The sequence below is a fragment of the Streptomyces sp. NPDC058665 genome, assembly GCF_042714995.1.
Lineage (GTDB): Bacteria > Actinomycetota > Actinomycetes > Streptomycetales > Streptomycetaceae > Streptomyces.
Genome location: NZ_JBHXRX010000022.1, coordinates 60,802 through 85,398 on the forward strand (window position 1 = coordinate 60,802; position 24,597 = coordinate 85,398).

The following is a 24,597-nucleotide window of genomic DNA, read 5'->3' on the forward strand; positions in this document are numbered from 1 at the left end:
CCACTCACTATCCGTTGGCCGCCGGCCACGCGCATGTCGGGCCCGGCCGGCCGCCGTCAGGCCTTGCGGACCGCGGCCAGCAGCGCCGGGGAGTGGTAGCCCGTGGACGTACCGGCGTGCCAGGACACCAGGTCCGGTGCCTCCGGCCGAGCGCCGCCGAGGATGTAGAGGATCACCAGGCCCAGCGCGCCGACGACGGTGATCCCCAGAGTGATCCCCACCGACTGACGGAACCCGTTCGCGAGCCCTTCGTCGAGCGCGAAGTGCAGCAGGACGGGGCCGATCAGGAACGCCGCCTCCGAGCGCAGCAGCTCCACCAGCGCGAAGGTCGGGCCGATCTGGATGGAGGGGACGGAGAAGCCGGCCAGGAAGAGGCCCGGCGTCACGCCCGCGCCCGCGCCGAAGCCGAGGAAGAACGAGGCGAAGGGGATGGTCACGGCCGAGTTCGACGTGTCGGTGGCCAGCAGGACGGCGCCGCCGATGGCCACGCTGACGGTGCCGCACAGGGCCAGCACCGGCGTCCAGCGGGTCGACATCAGCTGTCGGAACAGCAGAGAGGCGATGAGAACGCCCATGATCTGGGGGGTGACGAGCGACCCGATCCGGACCGGGGAGAAGTCCCCCATCCTGGTCAGATACACCTCGATCAGCTCCAGCAGGGTGGTGAAGCACGCCCCGACGAGCATCGCGTTGAGTGTGCCGACGACGGGCAGGGTGTTGCTGATGGGCCGCACGGGCATCAGCGGACGGGCCTTCCGGTACTGCCCGCCCACCAGAAAGACCCCGCAGATCAGTCCGACGATGACCGGCACGTAGAACTCGGGGTCGCTGTAGTCGCCGCGCGTCAGCCACGAGACGCCGAAGAACGGCAGCGCCGTGGTACCGAAAGCGAGCGGGATGGCGGTCCAGTCGAACCTCGCGCGGCGGTCCGGCGGCTCGTTGCCCTCGAAGGTCAGGGAACCGACGATCAGTCCGATCAGGGCCAGGGTGCCGATGCCCGCGAACAGTGGCCGCCAGCCGCCGAACGAGCCGACGATCCCGCCCACCAGTGGCCCGAAGGCCACCATCCCGAAGAGCCCGAGGCTGATGACGACGGCGGTCGTCTGAAGTCTCTCGATGGGGTGCCCGATGATCAGCGGGGGCAGTGACGCGACCAGCAGCATGCCGGTGAACAGGCCCTGGAACACCACTCCGGTGGCGAACATCCCGATGTTCTGCGCGCTCAGCGCCAGCACCGTGGCCAGCACGAATCCGCTTTCGCACACGAGATAGACCAGACGCCGCGCCAGCCGCTGCACGAGGTCGGCGCAGGCGACGGCGCCGAAGGCGTACCCCGCGTTGGACATGCCGCTGGTGAGCTGGAGTTCGTACGGCGTGGCGCCGATGTCCCGCATGATCTGCGGTTCCATCAGGGTGGTGGCGGTGGTGAGGATCAGATACGGGCTGAGGGCGAGCAGCGCCAGAGTGACGGCCGCCGGGTAGTTCCCGGCCAGCGGAATCCGGGTGAACAGGCTCGGCAGGGGTGAGCGGGACGGCAAGAACGCCTCCGGGGCCGGCGTGTGTGGGGGGATGCGCGATGAGAGGGGAGAACAGACGGAACGGCGGTGACGGGAGAGCGCGGCGGGGAGGGGCCGCGAACCGGCTCAGCGTACGGTCGGACGCCGCCCGCCCCGGCCTGACACGCCCGCCCCCGGGCACGAGACCTCCGTCCGTACGACCCTTCCCTACATACCCCCCACGGGTATATGCTCCGGCGTGGCCGGGGGCGTCCACGGCATCACGGAGGGGAATCGGGATGAGCGTCGAAGGGCATGTGGCCAAGGGGTACGAGACGGTCCGTCAGGTCTTCCGGGGGATGGTGGACGACGGCCGCGAGACCGGGGCCGGTCTGTCGGTGTGGCGGGACGGTGTCGAGGTCGTCCGGCTCAGCGGCGGCTGGGCCGACACCGCGCGGCGGCGTCCCTGGCGCCCCGACACGCTGGTCCAGCCGTACTCGGTCTCGAAGCCGTTCGCCGCGCTCGCGGCCCTGGTGGCGGTCCGGGACGGCGCGCTGACGCTGGACGAGCCGATCGGGCGGTACTGGCCGTCGTACGCGGTCGCCGGGAAGGAGCGGACCACCCTGCGTCATGTCCTGACCCACCAGGCGGGCCAGGCCCGGTTCCCGGTGGCGGCCGTGGGGACGGATCTGCTGGACGACGCCCGGCTGCGGGAGATCCTGGCCGTGTCGGCTCCGGAGTACGTTCCCGGTACGTCGCTGGGCGAGCACGCCCTGACGTACGGGCATCTGATCGACGGGGTGCTGCGGGCCGGGGCGGGCATCTCGCTGGAGCGGATGTTCGCCGACGTCGTACGGCCGGCGCTGGGCCTCGACGGCTGGTTCGGGGTGCCCGACAGTGAACTGCACCGGGTCGCCGAGCTTGAGCCCGCCTCCCCCGAGTGGTCCCAACAGCTGCCGCAGGAGCCGTGGTTGACCATCCCGGCGGGTCTGCTCGACATGGAGCGGATGAACTCCACGGCCTGGCGGCGGTCGGTCTTCGGCGCCGCCAATCTGCACGCCACCGCGACCTCCGTGGCGGAGTTCTTCGATGGCCTCACCCGCACGGACGGACCGGTCCACCGGCTCCTCGGCAGCGAACTCCACGCGGCGTATCTCGCGCCCCAGGTGCGCCGGCACGACGAGGTCTTCGCGACCACCGTCGGCTGGACGCTGGGGCTCATACGCGACGACGGGAAGATCGCGAAGGGCGGGCTCGGCGGGTCTGCGGCGTGGTGGTCGATCGAGCACGGGCATTCGTGCGCGTTCCTGACCCGCCGGCTGGACGATCTCTCGCGGGCCGCCGAGATCGCGGCGGCGCTGGGTGACGACCTGAGCCTGCGGTGAAGCCGGGCGACGGATCGAACGGTCAGCAGCGGTCCTCTGATGCACCCGACGGGGGCCAGTGCTCCAGGAGCGTGTGCAGGGCATCGAGGGCGCGGACCCAGGAATCCTGGGGCGCCCGCGCGTGCGCGAAGCCACCCGCCGACTCCAGGGCGACGAACCCGTGGAACGTGCTGCGCAGCAGCCGCACCGCGTCGGTGAGATCGGGCTCCGCCAGCCCGTAGCCGCGCAGCATGCCGTACGCCAGCTCGACCGCTCGCCGGGGCCCGGACGCCTTCGCCGCCAGCTCGGGGTCGATCCGGACCTGGGCCTGGGTCGCCGTGTAGCGGCCCGGGTGCCGGTGGGCGTAGTCCCGCCAGGCATCGGCGTACGCGACCAGCGCGTCCTTGCCCGCCCGGCCGGCCGTCGCCTCCGCGATACGGAGGGTCTTCTCGTCCGCCGCCAGCAGCGCGATCCGGCCGCGCAGGTCTTCCAGACCGCGGACATGCGCGTAGAGGCTCGCGTCCGTCACGCCGAGCCGCCGGGCCACCCGCGACATCGAGATCCGGTCGAGCCCGACCTCGTCCGCCAGTTCGGCGCCCGCGAGCGTCACCCGCTCCGCCGTCAGCCCGGCCCGCGCCATTCGCCCACCTCTCGCCGTTCCCGGGAACTCCCTGATCCACAAAGGTAGGGGGCCCGGGAACGGCGAGCGGTGTCCGGGCTACTCCGGGCGTTCGGTGATGGTGATCTTCCCGCGCTTGATGGTGGCCAGACGGGTCGCGCGGCGGGCGATGGCGCTGTCGTGGGTGACCATGACGAACGTCAGCCCGTGCTCCTTCCACAGCCCTTCGAGCAGATCCATGATCTCGTCGCGCATGGACTCGTCGAGATTGCCGGTGGGTTCGTCGGCGAGCAGCACCTTGGGCCGCTTGACCAGCGCCCGCGCGATGGCCACGCGCTGCTGCTGACCGCCGGACATCTCGGAGGGCACATGGTGCAGGCGCTCCCCCAGTCCGACCGAACGCAGGGCCTCCGCCGCCCGCTCGCGCCGCTCCTTGGCCTTCGTACCGAGCGGGACGAGCGCGGTCTCGACGTTCTCCTGCGCGGAGAGGGTGGGGATGAGGTTGAAGCTCTGGAAGACGAAGCCGATGGTCCGGCCGCGTACGGCGGTGAGTTTGGCCTCGCCGAGCCGGGCGAGGTCGGTGCCGTCGAGCAGGACGCTGCCCGCCGTGGGGCGGTCGAGGCCGCCGAGCATCTGGAGGAGGGTGGACTTGCCGCCGCCGGTGGGACCCTTGATGACGAGCCGGTCCCCTTCACCGATGGTCAGGTCGACCCCGGCGAGCGCGTCGACGGTGTCCTTGCCTCTGCGGTACTGCTTGGTGACGCCGCTGAGTTCATACATGGTGCGACTCCTGGGCTGCTGACTCTGCTGACTGCTTGGTGCCGAACTGCCTGGTGCTGACCGCCGGTTGCGCGTCGTTCATCGGACGCGTCCGGCGTTACTCGACGCGGCGCAGCGCGTCGGCGGGCCGGAGCCGGGAGGCGCGCCAGCCGCCGAAGGCGCCGGCGATCAGGCCGCCGGTCACCGCGAGGCCGACCGCCAGGGCGATCGTGGCGGCGGAGATGGGAGCGGTGAGGGCGATCTCGACGGCCTTGTCGGCGGCCTGTCCGCCGGGGCCGCCGGCCCGCATCAGGCCGCCGCCCGCACCGCCGAGCTGGGCGGTCAGGGACGGGCTGACGGCGGTCAGCGCGTAGGCCCCGGCCACGCCGACGGCGATGCCGAGCACACCGCCGACCAGACCGTTGACCATCGCCTCGCCGACGACCTGCCGGGTGACGCGCCCGCTCTTCCAGCCGAGGGCCTTGAGCGTGCCGAACTCCTGTACGCGGCGGCCGACGGCCGACATGGTGAGCAGACCCGCGACGACGAACGCGGCCACGAGGACGGCGATGGACAGCCACTTGCCGACGTTGGTGGCGAGGTCCGACGCCGTGGAGAGGGAACCGGAGACGGTGTCCGCGAGATCGGCGGACGTGGTGACGGTGGTGCCCGCGATGTTCTCCTGGATGGCCGACTTGACGGCGTCGATCTGCTGCGAGTCGTCGGCCTGGACGTAGACCGTGGTGACCTTGTCCTTGGAGTCGGACAGGGTCTGCGCCCGCTTCAGCGGTATGTACAGATTGGCCGCCGCGTCACCGCTGTCGGCGGTGGCGATACCGATGATCTCGAACTTCGTTCCCTTGATGGTGACTTCGCTGCCGACCTTGTACTTCTTCTCCTTCGCGTACGCCGAGTCGACCACGGCCACCTCGGCATCGGTCTCGGTCGTCTTGAACGCGCGGCCTTCGGTGATCTTGGAGGAGGTCAGCGGGCCGAGGTCCTGCCGCGCCGTGTCGGTGCCGTAGGCCGTGTAGGAGTTGACGTCGAACGCGGCTCCGCCGCCCCGTACCTCACCCTGCGGCTCACCGCCGCCACCGCCACCGCCACCGACCGTGCCGCCTTCCCTCGGCTTGAACTCGCCGGGCTTGAACTCACCGTCGACCTTGACGACGGTGAGGCTGAGGCCGCCCACGGCGCTGGCCACGCCGGACTGTCCTGCGACCTCGCCGACGGTGCTGGACGCCAGGGTCTGGAAGCCCTGAGGCATGACAACGTCGTTGCTCTGCTTCTCGTCACCGTCCTCCGCGTCGAAGTTGAAGCGGGGCCGTGCGCTGCCGCCCTCGGACGGGGGCGGGGCGGCCTTGGTGACGGTCATGTCCGTGCCGAGTCCGTACAGCGACTCCAGCACCTTCCCCTGGGCCTGCTGCATGCCCGATGAGACGGAGTTGACGACGATGACCAGCGCGATACCGAGTGCGAGCCCCGAGGCGACGACCAGCGCGGCCTTTCGGCGGCGGCGCAGTTCGCGCCTGAGGTAGGTGAGGAACATGGCCCGAAAAATATGTACGGCGCGTGATGACAGCATATGAGCGACGTAAGAGAAGGATGAGAAGCCGACAGAGCGAAGAGCTAAGAGCAGAAGAGAAGAACGAAGGGGAGAGTCACGGATGTCGCGCTACGACGAGATCAAGCACCGGGCCGTCACGACGTTGCAGAGGCGGGTCGCCAATCCGCTCTCCCGGCGGATGCCGGGGCAGGTGCTCCTGGAGACCACGGGGCGTACGTCAGGACAGCCCCGCCGGACCCCCGTCGGCGGGAGCAGGGTCGGCCAGGAGTTCTGGCTGGTGTCCGAGTACGGCGACAAGTCGCAGTACGTACGGAACATCCTGGCCGACCCGAGGGTCCGCGTCCGGATCAAGGGCACGTGGTACGCCGGGACCGCCCACCCCGTGCCGGAGGACGACCCGCGAGCGCGGCTCAAGACCCTGCCGAAGGGCAACAGCGCGATGGTCCGGCTGATGGGCACGAACCTGCTGACGGTGCGCGTCGACCTCGACGGCTGACCGGGCGCGGCGCGATCAGGGCAGACGACCTCAGGGCAGCGCGACCTCGCCCTGGTTCAGGACGCGCGGGTGGAAGTACCCCGCCTGGATCTCGGCGTTGGAGTTGCTGCCCTGCAACTGCTCGGACCAGAGCATGAAGTACGACCACTGTGTCTGGCTGTCGAGCATCGCGGCGTTGGGGATCTTGCCCATCTCGGCGACGGCGATGGGCTTGGTCCCGGCGATCGTCCGCAGTTGCTGGTAATCCGCCTCGCTGGGGTGGCCCTTGTACCAGACGTCCAGCGACGCCACGTCGACGTAGTCGTCACCCGGGTAGTACGAACTCCAGCCGCCCGCCGGGTTGTCCTGGACGTTCCAGACCCAGAGCAGGTTGTCGAGGCCCTTGCCCGCGAGGTGGTCGCGGGTGATCTGGTAGAGGCGGGCGCCGCCGTTCGGTCCGGGTCGGTCACCCCACCAGTTCCAGGACTCGTTCATCTCGTGGAGCGGGCGGAACAGTACGGGGACGCCCGCGTCCTTGAGCTGTTGGAGGTACGGGACGACCTCGTCCAGGCGGCGCTTCCACGCGGTGTTGAGGGCCGTGCCGTCGGTGACCGTCGCCTCGAACTCCTCCTTGGAGACCTGGGACTTGACGCCGCCCTCGAACTCGCACGAGCTGCCGACGGTCGGCGGGCAGACATGCCAGGTCAGCGTGACGAGTGAGCCGTTGGCCCACTCGGTCTTCGCCTGGTCGATGACGCGTTGCCGGCCCGCGACGTCCTCGGCGCGGAACATGAGGTCGCCGCCCCAGAGGCCCGGGTACTGGCCGGTGATGTCCTTCACGAGCTGCGTGTAGCGGCCGGGGGCGGCGGCCGGTTCCTTGTTGTGCTGGCCGGAGACGACGCCCGAACCGGCGATGGACTTCAGGTAGTTCAGCACCTCCTGCTTGGGTGTGGCCGGGAACGCCTGGGCGGGGGCGGGGGCGGCGGTGAGGGACATGACCGCCGTGGTGAGTGCCGCCGTGGCGACGGCGACAAGCCTGGACCGGTTCAGGGATCGGGATCGGTTTCCGCGCATGGCGAAGGGAACCTTCCTCTTCGGTGGGGGGTTGCGGGAGTCGCGCTGTTCGTAGAAGCGGCGGAATTACGGGGGTGGTGGTGGGCCGGTCGAGCCGCGTGGGGTCAGGGTCGGAGTGGGGACCTGCCGGGCGGCGACGCGCCCGCCGCCGATGAGGTCGTACATCGCCCGCGCCACCTCGGCGCCGAACGCGTGGATGTCGTGGCTCATCGCGGACAGCGGCGGGTGCGTGAGCCGGCACAGCTGCGAGTCGTCCCAGGCCAGCAGGGACACGTCCGCGGGGACCCGGAGCCCCATCTCGGCGGCGACGGACAGTCCCGCGACGGCCATGAGGTCGTTGTCGTACATGATCGCCGTGGGGCGCCCGGCGGAGGCGAGCAGCGAGCGGGTGGCGCGGGCGCCCGCGCCGCCGGAGAAGTCGGTGGCGCTCTGCCGCCCTTCCGGCAGGCCGAGTTCGGCCATGGCCGCCGTGAATGCCTCCCGTCGCAGGGCGCTGTGTCCCAGCTCGGCCGGTCCGCCGACACGGGCGATGGAGCGGTGGCCGAGGGCCGCGAGATAGCGGACGGCTTCGGTCACGGCCGTACCGTCGTCCGTCCACCGGGCGGTGAACGGCCCGGCGAGCGACGGATGGCCGACGGCGATCACCGGCATGCCGAGCTTGGCGAGCGCCGGGACGCGCGGGTCGTCGCTCCGGAGGTCGACCAGTACGGTGCCGGCGACCTGGCCGGATCGCCACCAGTGGTGCTGGAGTTCGATCTCCTCGTCCGCGTCGCGCACCAGGCGCAGCAGCAGCGCACCGGACTGCTCGGTGAGGACGCTGCCGATGCCGGAGATGAAGTCCATGTAGAAGGGTTCCAGGCCCAGTTGGCGGGCGGGGCGGCAGATCGCGAGCCCTACGGTGCCGGTCCCCCGCGCTCCTCGGGCGCGGGCCGAGCGGTTGGGCTCCCAGCCCATCTCCCTGGCGGTCTCAAGGATGTGCGCCCGCGTGGTCTCGGACACGCCGGGCTTGTCGTTGAACGCGAGGGAGACGGCGGCGCGCGACACGCCCGCGCGGGCGGCGACGTCCCTGATGGTGAGCCGCTGCCCCGCCGCGCTCACGCGGGCTCCACCGCGAACAGCGCGGCGCGGACGGCGGCCGGCCCGCCGGCCCCGGCGCCGTCCCAGCCGCGTACCCGGATGGTGACGCTCTCGCCGGGCAGCAGCGTGAGCAGCCCCCGGTCGGCGACGGCCGTGGGCGCGAGCCGGTCCGCCTGGAGCAACAGATCGCGCAGCAGCGTACGGGCGGTGACGACGACGTCCACGACATCGGCCCCGCTGTTCACGAGGTCCACGTCGTAGCGCGGCTCGGGGAAGGCGAACTCCCGGTCGCGTACGGGGAAGTGGACCGCCCGCAGGTCTCCCGCGTCGGCGACCAGGAACTCCTTCGCGGAGCCCGCGTCCGGCAGGAGATGGTCGGGCACCGTCGCGACGGCGACCGAGCGCGCCCCGGCCCGTGCCGTCACCGTCGTCTCGGCGAGGGTGCGGCCGTCGGCGGCCATACGGCGCAGCCGTACCTCGGCGTCCCAGGGTGCCGGCGACTGGTTGTCGGCGACGACGGCCGGGCGTCCTTCGCGGTTCTGCACGGTGAGGAGCCGGTCCGCGTACAGCCGTTTCAGTGCGTGGTAGAGCGGCTTGATGCGTTCGTCGCCGTCGATGGCGGCCCAGGAGGTCACCGGCCAGCAGTCGTTGAGCTGCCACAGGACGGTGCCCGCGCAGACCGGCCAGTGGGCGCGCCAGTGCTCGATGCCGGTGGCGATGGCGCGCGCCTGGTTGAGCTGGGTGAGGTAGTGCCAGCGGTCGAAGTTCTCGGGCCCCGGCGCGGGTACGGCGAAGTGGTGGGCGAGGCCGCGCTCCAGTTTGCCGTTGCCGTCGTGGGCCTTCTGGTGGTGCAGCATGCCGGGCGACGTGGGGAGAAGTTCCTCCCCCGGCAGCGCGCGCCGCAGCGTGGCGTGAGCGGGCGGTGCCTGCCAGCCGAACTCGGCGACGAAGCGGGGAACTTCGTGGAGGTAGTCCGTGTAGTCGGTGCGGTTCCAGACGTCCCAGGAGTGCGCGGTGCCGTGCGCCGGATCGTTGGGGTGGTGGTCCCAGGAGCCCGACCAGGGGCTGCCCGCCCAGTAGGGCCTGGTGGGGTCGGTCTCGGCGACGACGCGGGGCAGCAGGCCCAGGTAGTAGCCCTCCCCCCAGGAGTCGCCGCCGAGTGCGGGCTCCCAGTCCCAGTCGCGGAAGCCCCACAGGTTCTCGTTGTTGCCGTTCCACAGGACGAGGGAGGCGTGCGGCATGAGACGGGTGACGTTCTCGCGGGCCTCGGCCTCGATCTCCGAGCGCAGCGGCTGCTCCTCGGGGTAGGCGGCGCAGGCGAAGAGGAAGTCCTGCCAGACCAGCAGGCCGAGTTCATCGCAGATGTCGTAGAAGTCGTCGCTCTCGTAGATGCCGCCGCCCCAGACGCGTACGAGGTTGACGCCCGCCTCGGCGGCCTGGGTGAGGCGGGTGCGGTAGCGGTCGGGGGTGATGCGGGAGGGGAAGACGTCGTCCGGGATCCAGTTGACGCCGCGCGCGAAGACGGGCTCGCCGCCCACGGCCAGGGTGAAGGCGGTGCCGTGCGCGTCGGTGCCGGTGTCGAGGGTGACGGTACGGAATCCGATCCGGCGCCGCCAGCGGTCGAGGACGGTGCCGTTGGCATCCAGCAGCTCCAACTCGGCCTTGTACAGGCTCTGTTCGCCGTAGCCGCGGGGCCACCACAGTGCGGCGTCGGGGACCTCGACGGTGAGTGCGGTGTGTGCGCCGTCGAAGTCGGCGGAGGCGGTGTGGCCGCCGACGCGGGCGCGGGCGGTGAGGACCCCGCCGCCGGTGGCGGTCCGCTCGACGTCGACGCGCAGTTCGGCGCGGCCGGTCGTGCCGTCGACGGTCACGAGCGGGCGGACGGTGGCGAGCCGGGCGGTGGACCAGTGCTCAAGACGGACGGGCTTCCACATACCGGCGGTGACGAGGGTCGGTCCCCAGTCCCAGCCGAAGGAGCAGGCCATCTTGCGGATGTACTGGAACGGTTCGGGATAGGAGTTGGGCCGCTCTCCCACCAGGGCGCGGACCGCTTCGGCCTCGGTGTAGGCGGAGGTGAACTCCACGCGCAGCGGGGTCGGGGCCGCCGGGTCCAGCCGGTCCGTGATGTCGAAGCGGTAACTCCGGTGCATGTTGCGGGTCTTGGCGACGTGTTCACCGCCCACGCTGATGGTGGCGACGGTGTCGAGGCCGTCGAAGACGAGGTCGGTGCGCTCGTGCGCGGTGTCGCGGGCGCCGAGCACGGTGTCGTAACGCCAGTCGGTACGGCCCACCCAGGCCACCTCGGTCTCGTTCCGGGAGAGGAACGGGTCCTCGATCAGCCCGGCGTGGAGGAGATCGGTGTGGACGCAGCCGGGGACCGTCGCCGGCAGGTCGGCCTGCTCGTGGCGCAGCGTCCAGCCCTCGGTCAGGGGGGTGACGTCCTTCATGCGGATGCTCCGTTCTCGGACGGCGTGCCGCTCAACGTAGAGCCAGTCACATGGTTCGGTCCATAGACCGGTCCAGCATATTTCCGCAGTGTGGGTAAGGGGGTTGACGTTGGATTACTTATCCTTTACTAAACTAACTGGCTGTCGGGGGCTCGTGGGGCACCATCGCGATGCCGTCCAGCTCCACGAGCGCGCTCTCGTCCCAGAGCCGCACCGTGCCGATCACCGCCATCGCCGGGTAGTCGCGGCCCGCGAGCCGCTTCCACACCCGTCCCAGTTCGGCGGCGTGGGCGCGGTAGTCCGCGACGTCGGTCGCATAGACGGTGACGCGCGCGAGATGCGCCGGGGTGCCGCCCGTCGCGGCGAGCGCCGTGAGGAGGTTGCCAAGGGCGGTCTCGAACTGCTCGACCAGGGTCTGCCCCACGATCGCGCCCGTCCGGTCGAGCGCGGTCTGGCCGGCCAGGAACACCAGCCGGCCGTCGGTCGCCGTCACGCTCACCGCGTGCGAGAAACCGGACGGCGGGGAGAGTTCGGCGGGGTTGGTGCGCTCCAGGCCGCTCATCCGTACAACTCCTTCGCGATGATGGTGCGTTGGACCTCGGTGGCGCCCTCGTAGATACGGGGCGCGCGGACTTCCCGGTAGAGGTGTTCCAGCAGATGCCCGCGTCGCAGGGCCCGTGCGCCGTGGAGTTGGACGGCGGCGTCGACCACGTACTGCGCGGTCTCCGTCGCGAACAGCTTCGCCATCGCCGAGCGGCGCGGCACGTCCGGCGCCCCCGTGTCGTACGCCTCGGCCGCCGCGTACACCAGCAGCCGGGCCGCCTCCGTACGCGTCGCCATCTCGGCGACCTGGTGGGAGACGGACTGGAGGTCCTTGAGCGGGCCGCCGAACGCGGTGCGGTCGGCGGTGTGGGCGAGAGTCGCTTCCAGCGCGGCGCCGGCCATGCCGACGGCGAAGGCACCGACGCTCGGGCGGAAGAGGTTGAGGGTGTCCATGGCGACCCGGAAGCCCCGGTCCACCTCGCCCAGGACATCGGCTTCGCTCACCGGTACGGAGTCGAAGGCCAGGGCGCCGATGGGGTGCGGCGAGAGCATCTCGATCGGGGTGCCGGTCAGTCCGGGCCGGTCGGCGGGGACGAGGAACGCGGTGACGCCGCGCGCGCCCGCGCCCGGGGTCGTACGGGCGAAGACGGTGTAGAAGTCCGCCTCGGGCGCGTTGGAGATCCAGCGCTTCTCGCCGGTGAGCAGCCAGCCGGGGCCGTCGGGACCATTCTTCGGTACGGCGGTGAGCGCGAGCGCCGCAGCGTCCGACCCGGCACCCGGCTCGCTCAGCGCGAACGCGGCCACGGCGCGCCCCGCCGCCACCTCGGGCAGCCAGCGCGCTCGCTGCTCGTCGGTGCCTGACCGGAGGACGGGATGGCTGCCGAGCCCCTGGAGGGCGAGCGCGGTCTCCGCCTCCGTACATTCGTGGGCCAGCGACTCGCGCAGCAGACAGAGATCGAGCGCCCCGGCGCTCAGCATGCGGTCGAGGAGTCCCAGCTCACCGAGGGCGGCGACCAGCGGGCGGTTGATCCGGCCGGGCCCGCCCTTCTCCGCGAGCGGGCGCAGCCGGTCGGCGGCGAGGGTGCGCAGCTCGTCACACCAGGACTTTTGTGCCGGATCGAGCGAGAATACGGGCATCCGGGCCCTCACTTGAATCGCGTCTATCGCGGACTGTTGACTGTCGTCACCCACACGATACGCTCGATGCACTAGGCCACCAAGCCACCCCACGAGGGGGCGAACGATGGAGCTGACACCGGCGGTACTCACGCCCTCGGCGCACCGCGACACTTTTCCGCGCGACCATCTGCCGCCGCCCGAGCAGTGGCCGGAACTCGTCTTCGACCCGCCCTCCCTGCGCGGGCCCTACCGGCTCAACTGCGCCGTCGAACTGCTCGACCGCACCGTGGACCGCTTCGGCGCCGACCGCCCCGTCTTCCATCTCCCGTCGGGCGACACCTGGTCGTACGGTCAACTGCGCACCCATGTCGACCGGATCGCCCACGTCCTGACCTCCGACCTGGGTGTGGTGCCCGGCAACCGGGTCCTGCTGCGCGGGCCGACGACACCCTGGCTGGCCGCGTGCTGGCTCGCCGTGCTGAAGGCGGGCGCCGTGGCGGTGACGGTGCTCGCCCAGCAGCGGGCGAGCGAGCTGGCCACGATGTGCGAGATCGCGCGCGTCGGACACGCGCTCTGCGACGTGAGATCGGTGGACGACCTGGTCAAGGCGGAGGTGCCGGGGCTGCGCGTCGCGACATACGGAGGAGACGCGCCGGACGATCTGCTGCGGCTGGCGGAGGGGAAACGGGAGCGGTACGAGGCGGTGCGGACCGCCGGCGACGACGTCGCGCTCATCGCCTTCACCTCGGGAACGACGGGGCGGCCCAAGGGGTGTATGCACTTCCACCGCGATGTGCTCACCATCGCCGACACGTTCTCGCGCCATGTGCTGCGCCCGGAGCCGGACGACGTGTTCGCGGGCAGCCCGCCGCTCGGCTTCACCTTCGGGCTCGGCGGGTTGGTGGTCTTCCCGATGCGGGCGGGCGCCTCGGCGCTGCTCCTCGAACACGCGAGCCCCAAGCAGCTGTTGGGGGCTGTCACCGAACGCGGGGTGTCCGTGCTGTTCACGGCGCCGACCGCGTATCGCGTGATGCTCAACGAGCTGGCCGGGGCCGGCGGGGCCGCGTACGACATCTCCGGGCTGCGCCGCTGCGTGTCGGCCGGGGAGAACCTGCCCGCCGCGACCTGGCAGGACTGGTACGAGCGGACCGGTATCCGTGTCATCAACGGCATCGGCGCCACCGAGCTGCTGCACATCTTCATCTCGGCCGCCGACGAGGCGGTCAGACCCGGCACGACGGGCCTGCCGGTGCCCGGCTGGGAGGCGCGCGTCGTGGACGAGTCCGGCGCCCCGGTGCCCGACGGGGAGCCGGGGCTGCTGGCGGTCCGTGGTCCGGTGGGCTGCCGTTATCTCGCCGATCCGCGCCAGACCGTCTACGTACGCGACGGCTGGAACCTCACCGGAGACACCTACGTACGGGAGCCCGACGGCTACTTCCGCTATGTCGCACGCGCGGACGACATGATCATCTCGGCCGGGTACAACATCGCGGGCCCTCAGGTCGAGGAGGCGCTGCTGGCGCATCCAGACGTGGCGGAGGCGGCGGTGGTGGGCCACCCCGACGAGCTGCGGGGCCAGATAGTGGCGGCGTACATAGTGCTGCGCGAGGGGGTGCGGCCCGGCGAGGAGGCGGCGGAAGCGCTCCGCGCGTTCGTCACGTCGCGGCTGGTGCCGTACAAATGCCCGCGCGTCTTCGAGTTCCTGGACGCGCTCCCCCGTACGCCGACGGGCAAACTCCAGCGGTTCCGGCTCCGGCCTGGCGCCTGAGCACCCCTCAGAAGCCGTTCCGCGCACCCCTTAGAGTGATCACGTGGCCGAGCAGCACACTCCGCGATCCCTGATCGTCACCCTGTACGGCGCGTACGGCCGGACACCGGACGGCGCCCCGCTCGCCGTGGCCGAGCTGGTCCGGCTGCTCGGCGCGCTCGGGGTCGACGCGCCGTCGGTGCGGTCGTCGGTGTCACGGCTCAAGCGCCGGGGGCTGCTGATCGCCGAGCGCACCGCGGAGGGCGCGGCGGGTTACGCGCTGTCGGCCGACGCGCGGCAACTGCTCGACGACGGCGACCGGCGCATCTACGACCGTCCGGTGCCCCGGCTGTCGGACGGCTGGGTGCTCGCGGTGTTCTCCGTCCCGGAGGCCGAGCGGCACAAGCGTCATCAGCTGCGGTCGCGGCTGGCCCGGCTGGGCTTCGGGACCGCAGCGCCGGGTGTGTGGATCGCGCCGGGCCATCTGTACGAGGAGACGCGGCACGCGCTGGAGCGGCTGCGGCTCGACCCGTACGTCGACCTGTTCCGCGGCGGGCACCTGGGTTTCGCGGCGACGGCGGATGCGGTGGGGCGGTGGTGGGACCTCGGGGAGATCGCCACGCTGCACACGGGGTTCCTGACGGCGCACGAGCCGGTGCTGCGGCGGTGGCAGACGCACGGACCGGCCCCCGCATCGGCCGAGGACGCCTACCGGGACTATCTGCTCGCGCTCGACTCCTGGCGCCAACTCCCCTATGCCGACCCGGGGTTGCCGGTGGAGCTGCTGCCCCGGGGGTGGCCGGGCGGGCGTTCGGCGGAGGTCTTCACGGCGCTGCACGCCCAACTGCGTGACGCCGGGGCGCGGTTCGTACACCCCGCGTGAAATCAGGCGACCCGCCGGGGAGGCCAGGGTCAGGTCAGGGTGAGCCTTGGTTTCGGGCCGTCCGTGCGGCCCGTCGGGGGTGTGCGGCTGCCCGCGCGGTACGGCAGTGGCCACGGCGCGGCAGGACCGCTGTAGCCCTGGTCGGCCGCCGTGTGCAGGGTCCAGTGCGGGTCGTAGAGGTGGGGGCGGGCCAGCGCGCACAGATCGGCGCGGCCGGCCAGGAGCAGTGAATTGACGTCGTCCCACGACGAGATGGCGCCCACGGCGATGACTGGCACCGAGAGGGTGTTACGGATCCGGTCGGCGAACGGTGTCTGGTAGGAGCGGCCGAACTCGGGGCGTTCCTCGGCGACGACCTGCCCGGTCGACACGTCGATCGCGTCGGCGCCGTGCGCGACGAACGCGCGGGCGATCTCGACCGCCTCCTCGGCGGTGTTGCCGCCCGTGGCCCAGTCGGTGGCAGAGATCCGTACCGTCATCGGCCGGTAGTCCGGCCACAACTCCCGTACCGCGTCGAAGACTTCGAGCGGGTAGCGGAGCCGTCCCGCGAGGTCGCCGCCGTACGCGTCGGTCCGGGTGTTGGTCAGCGGGGAGAGGAAGCCGGAGAGCAAGTACCCATGGGCGCAGTGCAGTTCGAGCAGGTCGAACTCCGCGTCGGCTGCGCGGCGGGCCGCCGAAGCGAACTGCTCGCGGATCGCGGTCAGTCCGGCCCGGTCGAGGGCGTGCGGGACCTGGCCGACCTCCGGCAGGTACGGGACGGCGGAGGCGGCGGACAGCGGCCAGTTGCCGTCCGGCAGGGGCTGGTCCATGCCCTCCCACATGAGGCGGGTGGAGCCTTTGCGTCCGGAGTGGCCGAGTTGAACGCCGATCGCGGCTCCGTGCTCGCCTGCCCCGGTGGGTGCGCCGTGGTGCACGAAGTCCGTCACCCGCCGCCACGCCGCGCCCTGTTCGTCCGTCCAGAGCCCCGTGCAGCCCGGGGTGATCCTGCCCTCCGGGCTCACGCACACCATCTCGGTCATGACGAGACCTGCCCCGCCGAGGGCACGCGCCCCGAGATGCACGAGGTGGAAGTCGCCGGGCATGCCGTCCTCGGCGACGTACATGTCCATGGCCGAGACGACGACCCGGTTGCGCAGGGTCAGTCCCCGCAGCCGGAAGGGGGTGAACATCGGGGGCGTACCGGGCTCGCAGCCGAAGTCCGCCTCCACCGCGCCGGTGAAGCCGGCGTCGCGCAGGCGCAGATTGTCGTGCGTGACGCGGCGGCTCCGGGTGAGCAGGCCGAACGCGAACTGCCGGGCCGGCTGGTCCGTATACGTCGCCAGCTCCTCGAACCAGCGCAGACTCGCCGCCGCCGCGCGCTGCGTTGACTCCACGACGGGCCGCCGCTCGGCCTCGTACGCGGCGAGCGCGGCGGGCAGCTCCGGCCCCTGCTCTTCAATACACGCCGCGAGCGCCAGGGCGTCCTCGACGGCGAGCTTCGTGCCGGAGCCGATGGAGAAGTGCGCGGTGTGGGCGGCGTCGCCGATGAGGACCACGTTGCCGTGGCTCCAGCGTTCGTTCACGACCGTACGGAACGCGGTCCAGGACGACTTGTTGGCGCGCAACTCCCGGCCGTCCAGCGCGTCGGCGAAGATCTTGGCGCACTGTTCGGTGGACTGCCGCTCGTCGAGCGTGTCGAACCCAGCGGCGAGCCAGACCTCTTCGCGCATCTCGACGATGACGGTGCTGGCGTCGGGCGAGAACGGATAGCCGTGCAGCTGCATCACACCGTGCTCGGTCTCGGCGATCTCGAAGCGGAAGGCGTCGAAGGCGAAGTCGGCGGCGAGCCAGATGTAGCGGCAGCGTTCGGTGGTGAGGGTGGGCCGGAAGACATCGGCGTGGGTCTCGCGGGTGCGGCTGTTGACCCCGTCGGCGGCGATCACCAGATCGTGGGTGGCGGCGAGTTCGGCGGCGGACGGTGCCTGGGTGCAGAAGCGGAGCCGTACGCCCAGGGACGCGCAGCGCTCGTGCAGGATTTCGAGGAGCCGGCGGCGGCCGAGGGCGGCGAAGCCATGACCGCCGGAGGTCAGGGTGCGGCCCCGGTGGACGATGTCGATGTCGTCCCAGCGCACGAACTCGTCCTGGAGGGCGCTGTGGACGGTGGGGTCGGCGTGCTCGATACCGCCGAGGGTCTCGTCGGAGAGGACGACCCCGAAACCGAAGGTGTCGTCGGGGGCGTTGCGCTCCCAGACGGTTATCTCGCGGCGCGGGTCCAGCCGTTTGAGCAGGACGGCGGCGTACAGCCCGCCGGGGCCGCCGCCGATGACGGCGATCCTGAGAGGTTCCCCAGCTGCTTGCGACGGTGCCTGCGCCTGCGTCGACACGGCTAGCGGCCCTGCCACTTGGGCGGGCGCTTCTCCGTGAAAGCGGCGTGGAACTCCGCGTAGTCCTCGCCGTTCATCAGCAACGCCTGCGTGGCCGCGTCCAGTTCGACGGACGCGGCGAGCGGCATGTCCAGCTCGGCCGTGAGGAGCGCCTTGGTCTGCGCGTACGCGAGGGCCGGGCCGTCCGCGAGCCGGCGGGCGAGCTCGTGTGCGCGGGCGTCGGAGGCGCCCTCGTCGGTCAACTCGCTGATGAGGCCGATCCGTTCGGCCTCGGGCGCACGCACGGGCTCGCCCAGCATCAGCAGCCGGGTGGCATGCCCGAGGCCGACGACGCGCGGCAGCAGATAGGCCGCGCCCATGTCACCGCCGGAGAGACCGACGCGGGTGAAGAGGAACGCGAAGCGCGCGGTGGGGTCGGCGACCCGGAAGTCGGCGGCCAGCGCGAGGACCGCACCGGCCCCGGCGGCGACCCCGTGCACGGCGGCGATCACCGGGAACGGGCATTCGCGTACGGCCCTGACGACCTGCCCGGTCATCCGGTTGAAGTCGAGGAGCTGGGCGGTGTCCATGGAGAGCGTGGCACCGATGATCTCGTCCACGTCACCGCCCGAGCAGAAGCCGCGCCCCTCGCCCGCCAGCACGAGGGCGCGGACGGACCGCTCCCTGGACAGCTCGGCGAGCAGGTCGCGCAGGTCGGCGTAGGCGCCGAAGGTGAGGGCGTTGAGCTTGTCGGGCCGGGCGAGGGTGACGGTCGCGACGCCGTCCTCGCGTGTCAGCCGCAGATGGCGCCACTCCTCGGTGCGGGGGGTGGAGCCGGAGAACGGGCTCATGGGGTGCGGCCTCCTTCAGCTCGATGCCGTGTGCCGGTCGCCCGATGGGCGCGGGACGCCGGGGGCGGACCCCCCGGACCCTCGAAAGCAAGGTATCACTTGTCCGTGACTTCCGTCACGAGTACGCGATAAGGCGCGCGCCGACCGCGTCGGGCGCGTCTCACCGGTGCCGCCAAAGGTCCCGGGTGATATGTGGCGGAGGTCCCATTTCCAGCAGTCCGCTGCCCCTTGTGAACATGTTTACGCTCCGTAAAGCTGGCCCAAGCCCCTCCCGTGCCGGGAGACTCCCCATGTTCCGGCCCTGGATCTCGTGGCATCTCCACAGCACCTCGGAACAGCACCTCGAACGGAATTCCCGCCTTGCCCGAAAGACCGGACACCGCCTTCTGGCGCATCACGCTGCCGCACAGCGCGGCGGCTGTGCCGATGGCGCGTGCCCTGATCCGTACGGCGCTGGCCGACATCGGGCCGACGGCGGACAGTGACACGGCGGAGCTGCTGACGGCTGAGCTGGTCGCCAACGCCGTCGAGCACACGGATCCGGCCGTCCCTATAGAGCTGGTGGTCGAGCTGCTGCCGTCGGGCTGCCAGATCGAGGTCCACGACGGCGACCCCGGCCCGCCGGGCGACCTGACGACGCCCGTGCCCGGCCAGATGCCGGACCCCTGGCAGGAGCACGGCCGGGGGCTGCTCCTGATCCGCAGGCTGAGCGCCGACTGCGGTCATCGCCCGACGGATCAGGGCAAGGCGGTCTGGTTCACGCTGTCAGCGCGCTGAGCCGCCCGGCGTCACCGGCGCGCCTGGCCGGGCGCGGGGGTGGGCGCGAGGCCGGGGGCCAGGTCAGGGGCCAGCGTCGCGACGAGTACGGCCTTGATGGTGTGCAGCCGGTTCTCCGCCTCGTCGAAGACCACCGAGTGCGCGGACTCGAAGACCTCGTCGGTCACTTCGAGTTCCGTGAGCCCGTGGCGTTCATGGATCTCCCACCCGACGACCGTCCCGAGGTCGTGGAAGGCCGGGAGGCAGTGCAGGAACTTCACGTCCGGATTCCCGGTCGCGCTCAGCACGTCCATCGTCACGCTGTACGGGCCGAGCGCCGCGATGCGCTCGTCCCAGACCTCCTGCGGCTCCCCCATCGACACCCACACGTCCGTGGCCACGAAGTCCGCGCCGCTGACACCCTCCGCGATGGACTCGGTGAGGGTGATATGGGCGCCGCTGATCTCGGCGGCCTTGCGTGCCACGGCGACGACGTCGTCCGCCGGCCAGTAGGCGCGGGGCCCGACGATCCGTACGTCCATGCCCAGCAGCGCGCCGGTGACGAGGTAGGAGTTGCCCATGTTGTAGCGGGCGTCACCGAGGTAGGCGAAGACGATCCGGTCCAGCGGTTTGTCCGTGTGCTCGGTCATCGTGAGCACGTCGGCGAGCATCTGGGTGGGGTGCCAGTCGGCGGTGAGTCCGTTGAAGACGGGCACTCCGGCGTGGGCGGCCAGCTCCTCGACGGTCGACTGCGCGTCGCCCCGGAACTCGATGCCGTCGAACATCCGGCCGAGCACGCGGGCGGTGTCCTTCGCGGACTCCTTCTTCCCGATGTGCGAGCCGGCCGGGTCGATGTACGTCGTGGAGGCACCCTGGTCGGCGGCGGCCACCTCGAAGGCGCAGCGGGTGCGGGTGGATGCCTTCTCGAAGATGAGGGCGATGTTCTTGCCGCGCAGGAGCTGGACCTCGTTGCCCGCCTTCTTCGCGGCCTTGAGCCCGGCGGCCAGCTCGACCAGCCCACGGAACTCCTCGGCGGTGAAGTCGAGCTCCTTGAGGAAGTGGCGGCCTGCGAGTTGTATCGCCATGATGGCTGCTCCTGCTTCGCGAATACGGGGACTGGGGGATACCGGGACCTGTACGGGACCGATACAGAGACCTTGGAACTATATACGCCATTCCGTATTGATATACAGAGGGTCCTGGGGCCGGGCGGCTGCTTCGATCACACGGCGTCCCGCTCGATCGGGCAGCTCATACAGCGCGGCCCGCCCCGCCCCCGGCCCAGCTCACTGCCACGGATCTCGATCACCTCGATCCCCTGCTTGCGCAGAAACGTGTTGGTGGTGGCGTTGCGCTCGTACGCCACGACCACCCCCGGCTCCACGGCCAGCACGTTGCAGCCGTCGTCCCACTGCTCGCGCTCGGCCGCGTGCACGTCCTGGGTCGCGGTCAGGACACGGATCCTGTCCAGGCCCAGGGCGGCGGAGATCGCGCGGTGCATGTGCTCCGGCGGATGGTCGGTCACCTTGAGTTCGTTCCCGCCCGCGCCCGGCTCGATCGTGTACGAGCGGAGCATGCCGAGGCCCGCGTACTGCGTGAAGACGTCACGGTCGACCATCGTCATCACCGTGTCGAGATGCATGAAGGCGCGCCGCTTGGGCATGTCGAGCGCCACGATCGTCCGGGCCGAACCGGCCTCGAACATCCCGCGCGCCAGCATCTCGACGGCCTGCGGCGTGGTGCGCTCGCTCATCCCGATCAGCACGGCGCCCTCACCGATGACCAGGACGTCGCCGCCCTCGATGGTGGAGGGATAGTCGGCCTGCCCCTCCGACCAGTGGTGGAAGGGCCCGGCGTCCGGTCCGGTGAAGAGCGGGTGGTGCTTGTAGATCGCCTCGAAATGGACGGTCTCGCGCTGCCGGGCGGGCCAGCGCATCGCGTTGATGGAGACCCCGTCGTAGATCCAGGCTGAGGTGTCGCGCGTGAAGATGTGGTTCGGCAGCGGGTCGAGCAGGAAGTCGTCCAGATCCATGACATGGAAGCGGACGGAGGTCGGTTCGGCGTGGCTGTCCAGGAACTCCCGCTTGGTCATCCCGCCGACCAGCGCCTCAGCGAGCTCGTCCGTCGGCAGCGAGTCGAAGACCGCGCGGAGGTGGTCGGTGGCGAGCGGGCCGTACTCCTTCTCGTCGAAGACACGGTCCAGGACGAGGGCGCGCGCCGTCGGGATGTCCAGGGACTCACGGAGCAGGTCGCCGAAGAGATGAACCTTGACGCCACGGTCGCGCAGGACGTCGGCGAAGCCGTCGTGCTCCTCGCGCGCGCGGCGCACCCAGAGCACGTCGTCGAACAGCAACATGTCCTTGTTGCTGGGGGTGAGCCGCTTGAGCTCCAGGTCGGGGCGGTGCAGTATGACGCGGCGCAGCCGCCCGGTCTCGGAGTCGACGTGGAATCCCATGCCCCCATCCTCGCGGATCGGGTGGCTTTCACGCGGCGAATGCCCCAGAGACCGGGCGACGGGGTGACGGGACCGGGGCCCGGGTGCGCGTCCTGGCACCCGGGCCCCCGGGCGCCAGGACGCGCCCTAGAGGCGGGGGTCGACCGGTTCCGACTCCAGTGCCAGCACCGCGAACACCGCCTCGTGGACGCGCCACAGCGGCTCGTCGTCCGCCAGCCGGTCCAGCGCTTCGAGGCCCAGCGCGTACTCCCGCAGCGCCAGCGACCGCTTGTGACCCAGGAACCGGCCGCGCAGCCGCTCCAGATTCTCCGGCCGGGTGTACTCGGGGCCGTAGATGATCCGCAGGTACTCCCGCCCGCGCACCTTGATGCCCGGCTGCACCAGCCGCCCCTTGCCGTCCTGTACGAGAGCCTGGAGCGGCTTGACGACCATGCCCTCGCCGCCGCGCCCGGTCATCTCCAGCCACCAGTCGACCCCAGCCCCCACCGACGCCTCGTCGCCCGTCTCCACGACCAGCCTCCGGGTGACCTGGAGAAGACCGGTCGGGTCGTGCTCGGTCAGGCGGTCGAGCCAGGCAAGCTGCTGGTCGTGCGGTACGGCGGCCAGGCTGCGGCCCCGCGCGGCGAGGAGCTGGAACGGCGCGAGCCGTACGCCCTCCAGGCCGTCCGTCTCCCAGCAGTAGCGGCGGTACGCCTCCGTGAACGCCGCCGCGTCAGCGGCCCGTTCCCGCTGGCCGGCCAGCAGCGCGCCCACGTCGACGCCCCGGGCCACGGCCGCTTCGAGCGCACCCGTCACGGCCGGGAAGGCGGCGCCGGCAGCCGCGCCGACCGCCGCGTACTGCGTGCGCAGCAGGCCGGTGGCCTTCAGCGACCAGGGCATCAGCTCGGCGTCGAGAAGCAGCCAGTCCGTTTCGAGCTCGTCCCAGAGACCGGCGGCGCCGACGGCCGTACGGAGGCGGCCCAGGATCTCCTCGGTGACCGCCGGGTCGTCGAAGAAGGGCCGGCCGGTGCGGGTGTGCAGCGCGCCGGTCGGTGCGTCGTGGCCGCCCGCGCCGTCGTCTGCGTCTGCGTCGCCGATGCCGAAGCGCTCGCGCGCCACGGCCGCGTCGCGGCAGACCAGGGCCACCGCGCGCGAGCCCATGTGCTTCTCCTCACACACGACCCGCTCCACACCGTCGTCGCGGTACTGCGCGAACGCCTCGGCCGGGTGCTCCAGAAAACCGTCCTCGCGTGACGTCGCGGTGGGCGCCATGGTCGGCGGCAGGTAGGCGAGCAGCCGCGGGTCGACCGCGAAACGGCTCATGACCTCAAGGGCCGCCGCCGCGTTCTCCTCGCGCACCGCGAGCCGGCCCATGTGGCGGGTCTCCACGACACGCTTGCCGTGCACGTCGGCGAGGTCGAGCGGCCGGCCCTCACGGCCGCCGGGGGCCGCCGTGTGCAGCGGCTTCGCGGGCTCGTACCAGACACGCTCCGCCGGTACGTCGACCAGCTCACGCTCGGGCCAGCGCAGCGCCGTCATCCTGCCGCCGAAGACCGCACCGGTGTCGAGGCAGATGGTGTTGTTGATCCAGGAGGTGTTCGGTACGGGGGTGTGCCCGTACACGACCGCCGCCCGGCCCCGGTAGTCCTCGGCCCACGGGTAGCGCACGGGCAGGCCGAACTCGTCCGTCTCGCCGGTCGTGTCGCCGTACAGCGCGTGCGAACGGACCCGGCCCGATGTGCGGCCGTGGTACTTCTCCGGCAGTCCGGCATGGCAGACGACCAACTTGCCGCCGTCCAGGACGTAGTGGGAGACGAGACCGTCGATGAAGGCCAGCACCTCGGCGCGGAAGGCGTCGTCCTCCTTCTCCAACTGCTCGACGGTCTCGGCGAGTCCGTGGGTCAGCTGGACCTTGCGGCCCTTGAGCCAGCGGCCGAGCTTGTTCTCGTGGTTGCCCGGCACGCACAGCGCGTTGCCCGAGGCGACCATGCGCATCACGCGGCGCAGCACGCCGGGGCTGTCGGGGCCGCGGTCGACGAGGTCACCGACGAAGACCGCCGTACGGCCTTCGGGGTGCGCGCCGCCGCCGTCCGGGTAACCGAGCTCGGCCAGCAGTGTGTCCAGCTCGGAGCGGCAGCCGTGAATGTCGCCGATGATGTCGAAGGGGCCGGTGAGGTGGGTGAGGTCGTTGTAGCGGCGCTCGGTGACGACCTCGGCGCGCTCGACCTCCTCGACGCCGCGCAGGATGTGCACCTTGCGGAAGCCCTCGCGTTCGAGCCCGCGCAGCGAACGGCGCAGTTCCCGCTGGTGGCGCTTGATGACATGGCGAGGCATGCCGGCGCGGTCGGGGCGGGCGGCGTTGCGTTCGGCGCATATCCCTTCGGGGAGATCGAGGACGATCGCGATGGGCAGCACGTCGTGCTCCCTGGCGAGCCGCACGAGCTGCCGGCGGCTCTCGGGCTGGACGTTGGTGGTGTTCCCCGTCAAGTCCTTCTGTTCGGACCAGTAGGCTGCTCCGGAACTCGGAGGAGAGGCCCTGTGCCATCCTGTGACGGTGCTTCTGAATGATCATGTGAGCAGTGTGGAGCTGCGCCCGGTGCGCTATCAGTTCTCTGCGGTTCGGGGCGATTCATACGACGACAATTGGCTGGTCATCGAAGGAGCGGTAACAACTCCCGAGGGCACCTGGTCATTTACTGACCCATGTCTATTGACCGATGAAGCTGGTCAGGTTGCCGCTTGGCTGCGTGCGGTGGCTGCGGAGACCGTGGCTGTGACCGGCCCTGATGCCGAAGGGTGGTTGTCCCCGGACATATGGTTCGTTGAGCCGGTCCTCGCCCTTAGCCTCGCCGACCGAGGCGAAGGGGAGGCGGCGATTCGCGTTCACCTGTCCTTGGAGGCCACACCCCCATTCCAGCAGGGTGACGACAGGACGGACATTTACCAGTACTTCGTCGAGGTGCGAGTGGGGACGGCTGCCTTGCTCCAGGCGGCTGACCAGTGGGAGTTCGCTCTGGCTTCCTTCCCGCCCCGCTGATCAGGAC

The 24,597-nt window shown here is 71.1% G+C and carries 20 protein-coding genes; 6 read left to right on the forward strand and 14 right to left on the reverse strand.

All coding sequences use genetic code 11. The features are described from left to right. Nucleotides 1-56: 56 nt before the first annotated feature. Nucleotides 57-1,538: an MFS transporter gene (locus ACFWV8_RS16530; RefSeq protein ID WP_384201891.1), complete on the reverse strand. Its 1,482-nt coding sequence runs from the start codon at nt 1,536-1,538 to the stop codon at nt 57-59. 257 nt (nt 1,539-1,795) lie between these two features. On the opposite strand from ACFWV8_RS16530, the gene ACFWV8_RS16535 reads away from it, so the two are divergent. Then, the gene (locus ACFWV8_RS16535) at nt 1,796-2,881 is read left to right on the forward strand and encodes a serine hydrolase domain-containing protein (protein ID WP_384201894.1); all 1,086 of its coding nucleotides are present in this window, start codon (nt 1,796-1,798) and stop codon (nt 2,879-2,881) included. A gap of 22 nt (nt 2,882-2,903) precedes the next feature. Here ACFWV8_RS16535 and ACFWV8_RS16540 read toward each other — a convergent pair whose 3' ends face one another. The 3 genes from ACFWV8_RS16540 to ACFWV8_RS16550 all read right to left on the reverse strand — a co-directional run bounded on the left by ACFWV8_RS16540 (nt 2,904) and on the right by ACFWV8_RS16550 (nt 5,787). Then, the gene (locus ACFWV8_RS16540) at nt 2,904-3,500 is read right to left on the reverse strand and encodes a TetR/AcrR family transcriptional regulator (protein WP_384201897.1); all 597 of its coding nucleotides are present in this window, start codon (nt 3,498-3,500) and stop codon (nt 2,904-2,906) included. Between the two features lie 78 nt (nt 3,501-3,578). After that, nucleotides 3,579-4,259 (reverse strand): ABC transporter ATP-binding protein, encoded by a 681-nt coding sequence (locus ACFWV8_RS16545; RefSeq protein ID WP_329380162.1) that lies wholly within the window; start codon nt 4,257-4,259, stop codon nt 3,579-3,581. Nucleotides 4,260-4,356: 97 nt separating this feature from the next. Further along, nucleotides 4,357-5,787, reverse strand: coding sequence for an ABC transporter permease (locus ACFWV8_RS16550; protein WP_384201900.1), 1,431 nt, complete (start codon nt 5,785-5,787; stop codon nt 4,357-4,359). 118 nt (nt 5,788-5,905) lie between these two features. On the opposite strand from ACFWV8_RS16550, the gene ACFWV8_RS16555 reads away from it, so the two are divergent. Next, entirely contained in the window at nt 5,906-6,301 is a 396-nt protein-coding gene (locus ACFWV8_RS16555; RefSeq protein ID WP_384201902.1) for a nitroreductase/quinone reductase family protein, read from the forward strand. A 30-nt stretch (nt 6,302-6,331) separates the two neighbouring features. On the opposite strand, the gene ACFWV8_RS16560 is transcribed toward ACFWV8_RS16555, so the two are convergent. The 5 genes from ACFWV8_RS16560 to ACFWV8_RS16580 all read right to left on the reverse strand — a co-directional run bounded on the left by ACFWV8_RS16560 (nt 6,332) and on the right by ACFWV8_RS16580 (nt 12,558). Next, nucleotides 6,332-7,354 (reverse strand): glycoside hydrolase family 26 protein, encoded by a 1,023-nt coding sequence (locus ACFWV8_RS16560; RefSeq protein WP_384201905.1) that lies wholly within the window; start codon nt 7,352-7,354, stop codon nt 6,332-6,334. Nucleotides 7,355-7,420: 66 nt separating this feature from the next. Continuing rightward, entirely contained in the window at nt 7,421-8,452 is a 1,032-nt protein-coding gene (locus ACFWV8_RS16565) for a LacI family DNA-binding transcriptional regulator (RefSeq protein ID WP_384201908.1), read from the reverse strand. Then, the gene (locus tag ACFWV8_RS16570) at nt 8,449-10,878 is read right to left on the reverse strand and encodes a glycoside hydrolase family 2 protein (protein ID WP_384201911.1); all 2,430 of its coding nucleotides are present in this window, start codon (nt 10,876-10,878) and stop codon (nt 8,449-8,451) included. Before ACFWV8_RS16570 ends, ACFWV8_RS16565 begins: the two co-directional genes overlap by 4 nt. Nucleotides 10,879-11,011: 133 nt before the next feature. Next, the gene (locus tag ACFWV8_RS16575) at nt 11,012-11,440 is read right to left on the reverse strand and encodes a RidA family protein (protein WP_384201914.1); all 429 of its coding nucleotides are present in this window, start codon (nt 11,438-11,440) and stop codon (nt 11,012-11,014) included. Then, the gene (locus ACFWV8_RS16580) at nt 11,437-12,558 is read right to left on the reverse strand and encodes an acyl-CoA dehydrogenase family protein (protein WP_384201916.1); all 1,122 of its coding nucleotides are present in this window, start codon (nt 12,556-12,558) and stop codon (nt 11,437-11,439) included. The genes ACFWV8_RS16575 and ACFWV8_RS16580 overlap by 4 nt, the downstream gene beginning before the upstream one ends. 106 nt (nt 12,559-12,664) lie before the next feature. Here ACFWV8_RS16580 and ACFWV8_RS16585 point away from each other — a divergent pair, with 106 nt between their 5' ends. Together ACFWV8_RS16585 and ACFWV8_RS16590 are read left to right on the forward strand one after the other, a co-directional pair. Continuing rightward, nucleotides 12,665-14,308, forward strand: a complete 1,644-nt coding sequence (locus ACFWV8_RS16585) for an AMP-binding protein (RefSeq protein ID WP_384201919.1) — start codon at nt 12,665-12,667, stop codon at nt 14,306-14,308. 43 nt (nt 14,309-14,351) lie between these two features. Then, nucleotides 14,352-15,170, forward strand: a complete 819-nt coding sequence (locus ACFWV8_RS16590; RefSeq protein WP_384201922.1) for a PaaX family transcriptional regulator C-terminal domain-containing protein — start codon at nt 14,352-14,354, stop codon at nt 15,168-15,170. Nucleotides 15,171-15,199: 29 nt separating this feature from the next. Here ACFWV8_RS16590 and ACFWV8_RS16595 read toward each other — a convergent pair whose 3' ends face one another. Then, nucleotides 15,200-17,533, reverse strand: a complete 2,334-nt coding sequence (locus ACFWV8_RS16595) for a bifunctional salicylyl-CoA 5-hydroxylase/oxidoreductase (RefSeq protein ID WP_384202007.1) — start codon at nt 17,531-17,533, stop codon at nt 15,200-15,202. Between the two features lie 2 nt (nt 17,534-17,535). Continuing rightward, nucleotides 17,536-18,363: an enoyl-CoA hydratase family protein gene (locus tag ACFWV8_RS16600; protein ID WP_384201925.1), complete on the reverse strand. Its 828-nt coding sequence runs from the start codon at nt 18,361-18,363 to the stop codon at nt 17,536-17,538. Nucleotides 18,364-18,723: 360 nt separating this feature from the next. Between ACFWV8_RS16600 and ACFWV8_RS16605 the strand changes: the two genes are divergently transcribed. Next, nucleotides 18,724-19,140 carry an ATP-binding protein gene (locus tag ACFWV8_RS16605; protein ID WP_384201928.1) on the forward strand — a complete coding sequence of 139 codons (417 nt, stop codon included), beginning with the start codon at nt 18,724-18,726 and terminating at the stop codon, nt 19,138-19,140. Between the two features lie 11 nt (nt 19,141-19,151). Here the strand turns inward: ACFWV8_RS16605 and argF are convergent, their stop codons facing one another. From argF to ACFWV8_RS16620, 3 genes are all read right to left on the reverse strand, one after another. Beyond that, entirely contained in the window at nt 19,152-20,204 is a 1,053-nt protein-coding gene (gene argF, locus ACFWV8_RS16610) for an ornithine carbamoyltransferase (RefSeq protein ID WP_384201930.1), read from the reverse strand. A 137-nt stretch (nt 20,205-20,341) separates the two neighbouring features. After that, nucleotides 20,342-21,574, reverse strand: a complete 1,233-nt coding sequence (locus ACFWV8_RS16615) for an arginine deiminase (RefSeq protein WP_329380200.1) — start codon at nt 21,572-21,574, stop codon at nt 20,342-20,344. A 126-nt stretch (nt 21,575-21,700) separates the two neighbouring features. Then, entirely contained in the window at nt 21,701-24,040 is a 2,340-nt protein-coding gene (locus ACFWV8_RS16620) for a polynucleotide kinase-phosphatase (RefSeq protein WP_384201933.1), read from the reverse strand. A 67-nt stretch (nt 24,041-24,107) separates the two neighbouring features. Here ACFWV8_RS16620 and ACFWV8_RS16625 point away from each other — a divergent pair, with 67 nt between their 5' ends. Beyond that, the gene (locus ACFWV8_RS16625; RefSeq protein WP_384201935.1) at nt 24,108-24,590 is read left to right on the forward strand and encodes a hypothetical protein; all 483 of its coding nucleotides are present in this window, start codon (nt 24,108-24,110) and stop codon (nt 24,588-24,590) included. The last annotated feature ends 7 nt before the right edge of the window (nt 24,591-24,597 follow it).

What these genes read in the sequence shown, in the direction of transcription:
- ACFWV8_RS16535 (WP_384201894.1), top strand. Translation starts at nt 1,796, where the DNA reads ATGAGCGTCGAAGGGCATGTGGCCAAGGGGTACGAGACGGTCCGTCAG.
- ACFWV8_RS16540 (WP_384201897.1), bottom strand. Translation starts at nt 3,500, where the DNA reads ATGGCGCGGGCCGGGCTGACGGCGGAGCGGGTGACGCTCGCGGGCGCC.
- ACFWV8_RS16545 (WP_329380162.1), bottom strand. Translation starts at nt 4,259, where the DNA reads ATGTATGAACTCAGCGGCGTCACCAAGCAGTACCGCAGAGGCAAGGAC.
- ACFWV8_RS16550 (WP_384201900.1), bottom strand. Translation starts at nt 5,787, where the DNA reads ATGTTCCTCACCTACCTCAGGCGCGAACTGCGCCGCCGCCGAAAGGCC.
- ACFWV8_RS16555 (WP_384201902.1), top strand. Translation starts at nt 5,906, where the DNA reads ATGTCGCGCTACGACGAGATCAAGCACCGGGCCGTCACGACGTTGCAG.
- ACFWV8_RS16560 (WP_384201905.1), bottom strand. Translation starts at nt 7,354, where the DNA reads ATGCGCGGAAACCGATCCCGATCCCTGAACCGGTCCAGGCTTGTCGCC.
- ACFWV8_RS16570 (WP_384201911.1), bottom strand. Translation starts at nt 10,878, where the DNA reads ATGAAGGACGTCACCCCCCTGACCGAGGGCTGGACGCTGCGCCACGAG.
- ACFWV8_RS16575 (WP_384201914.1), bottom strand. Translation starts at nt 11,440, where the DNA reads ATGAGCGGCCTGGAGCGCACCAACCCCGCCGAACTCTCCCCGCCGTCC.
- ACFWV8_RS16580 (WP_384201916.1), bottom strand. Translation starts at nt 12,558, where the DNA reads ATGCCCGTATTCTCGCTCGATCCGGCACAAAAGTCCTGGTGTGACGAG.
- ACFWV8_RS16585 (WP_384201919.1), top strand. Translation starts at nt 12,665, where the DNA reads ATGGAGCTGACACCGGCGGTACTCACGCCCTCGGCGCACCGCGACACT.
- ACFWV8_RS16600 (WP_384201925.1), bottom strand. Translation starts at nt 18,363, where the DNA reads ATGAGCCCGTTCTCCGGCTCCACCCCCCGCACCGAGGAGTGGCGCCAT.
- argF (WP_384201930.1), bottom strand. Translation starts at nt 20,204, where the DNA reads ATGGCGATACAACTCGCAGGCCGCCACTTCCTCAAGGAGCTCGACTTC.
- ACFWV8_RS16615 (WP_329380200.1), bottom strand. Translation starts at nt 21,574, where the DNA reads ATGGGATTCCACGTCGACTCCGAGACCGGGCGGCTGCGCCGCGTCATA.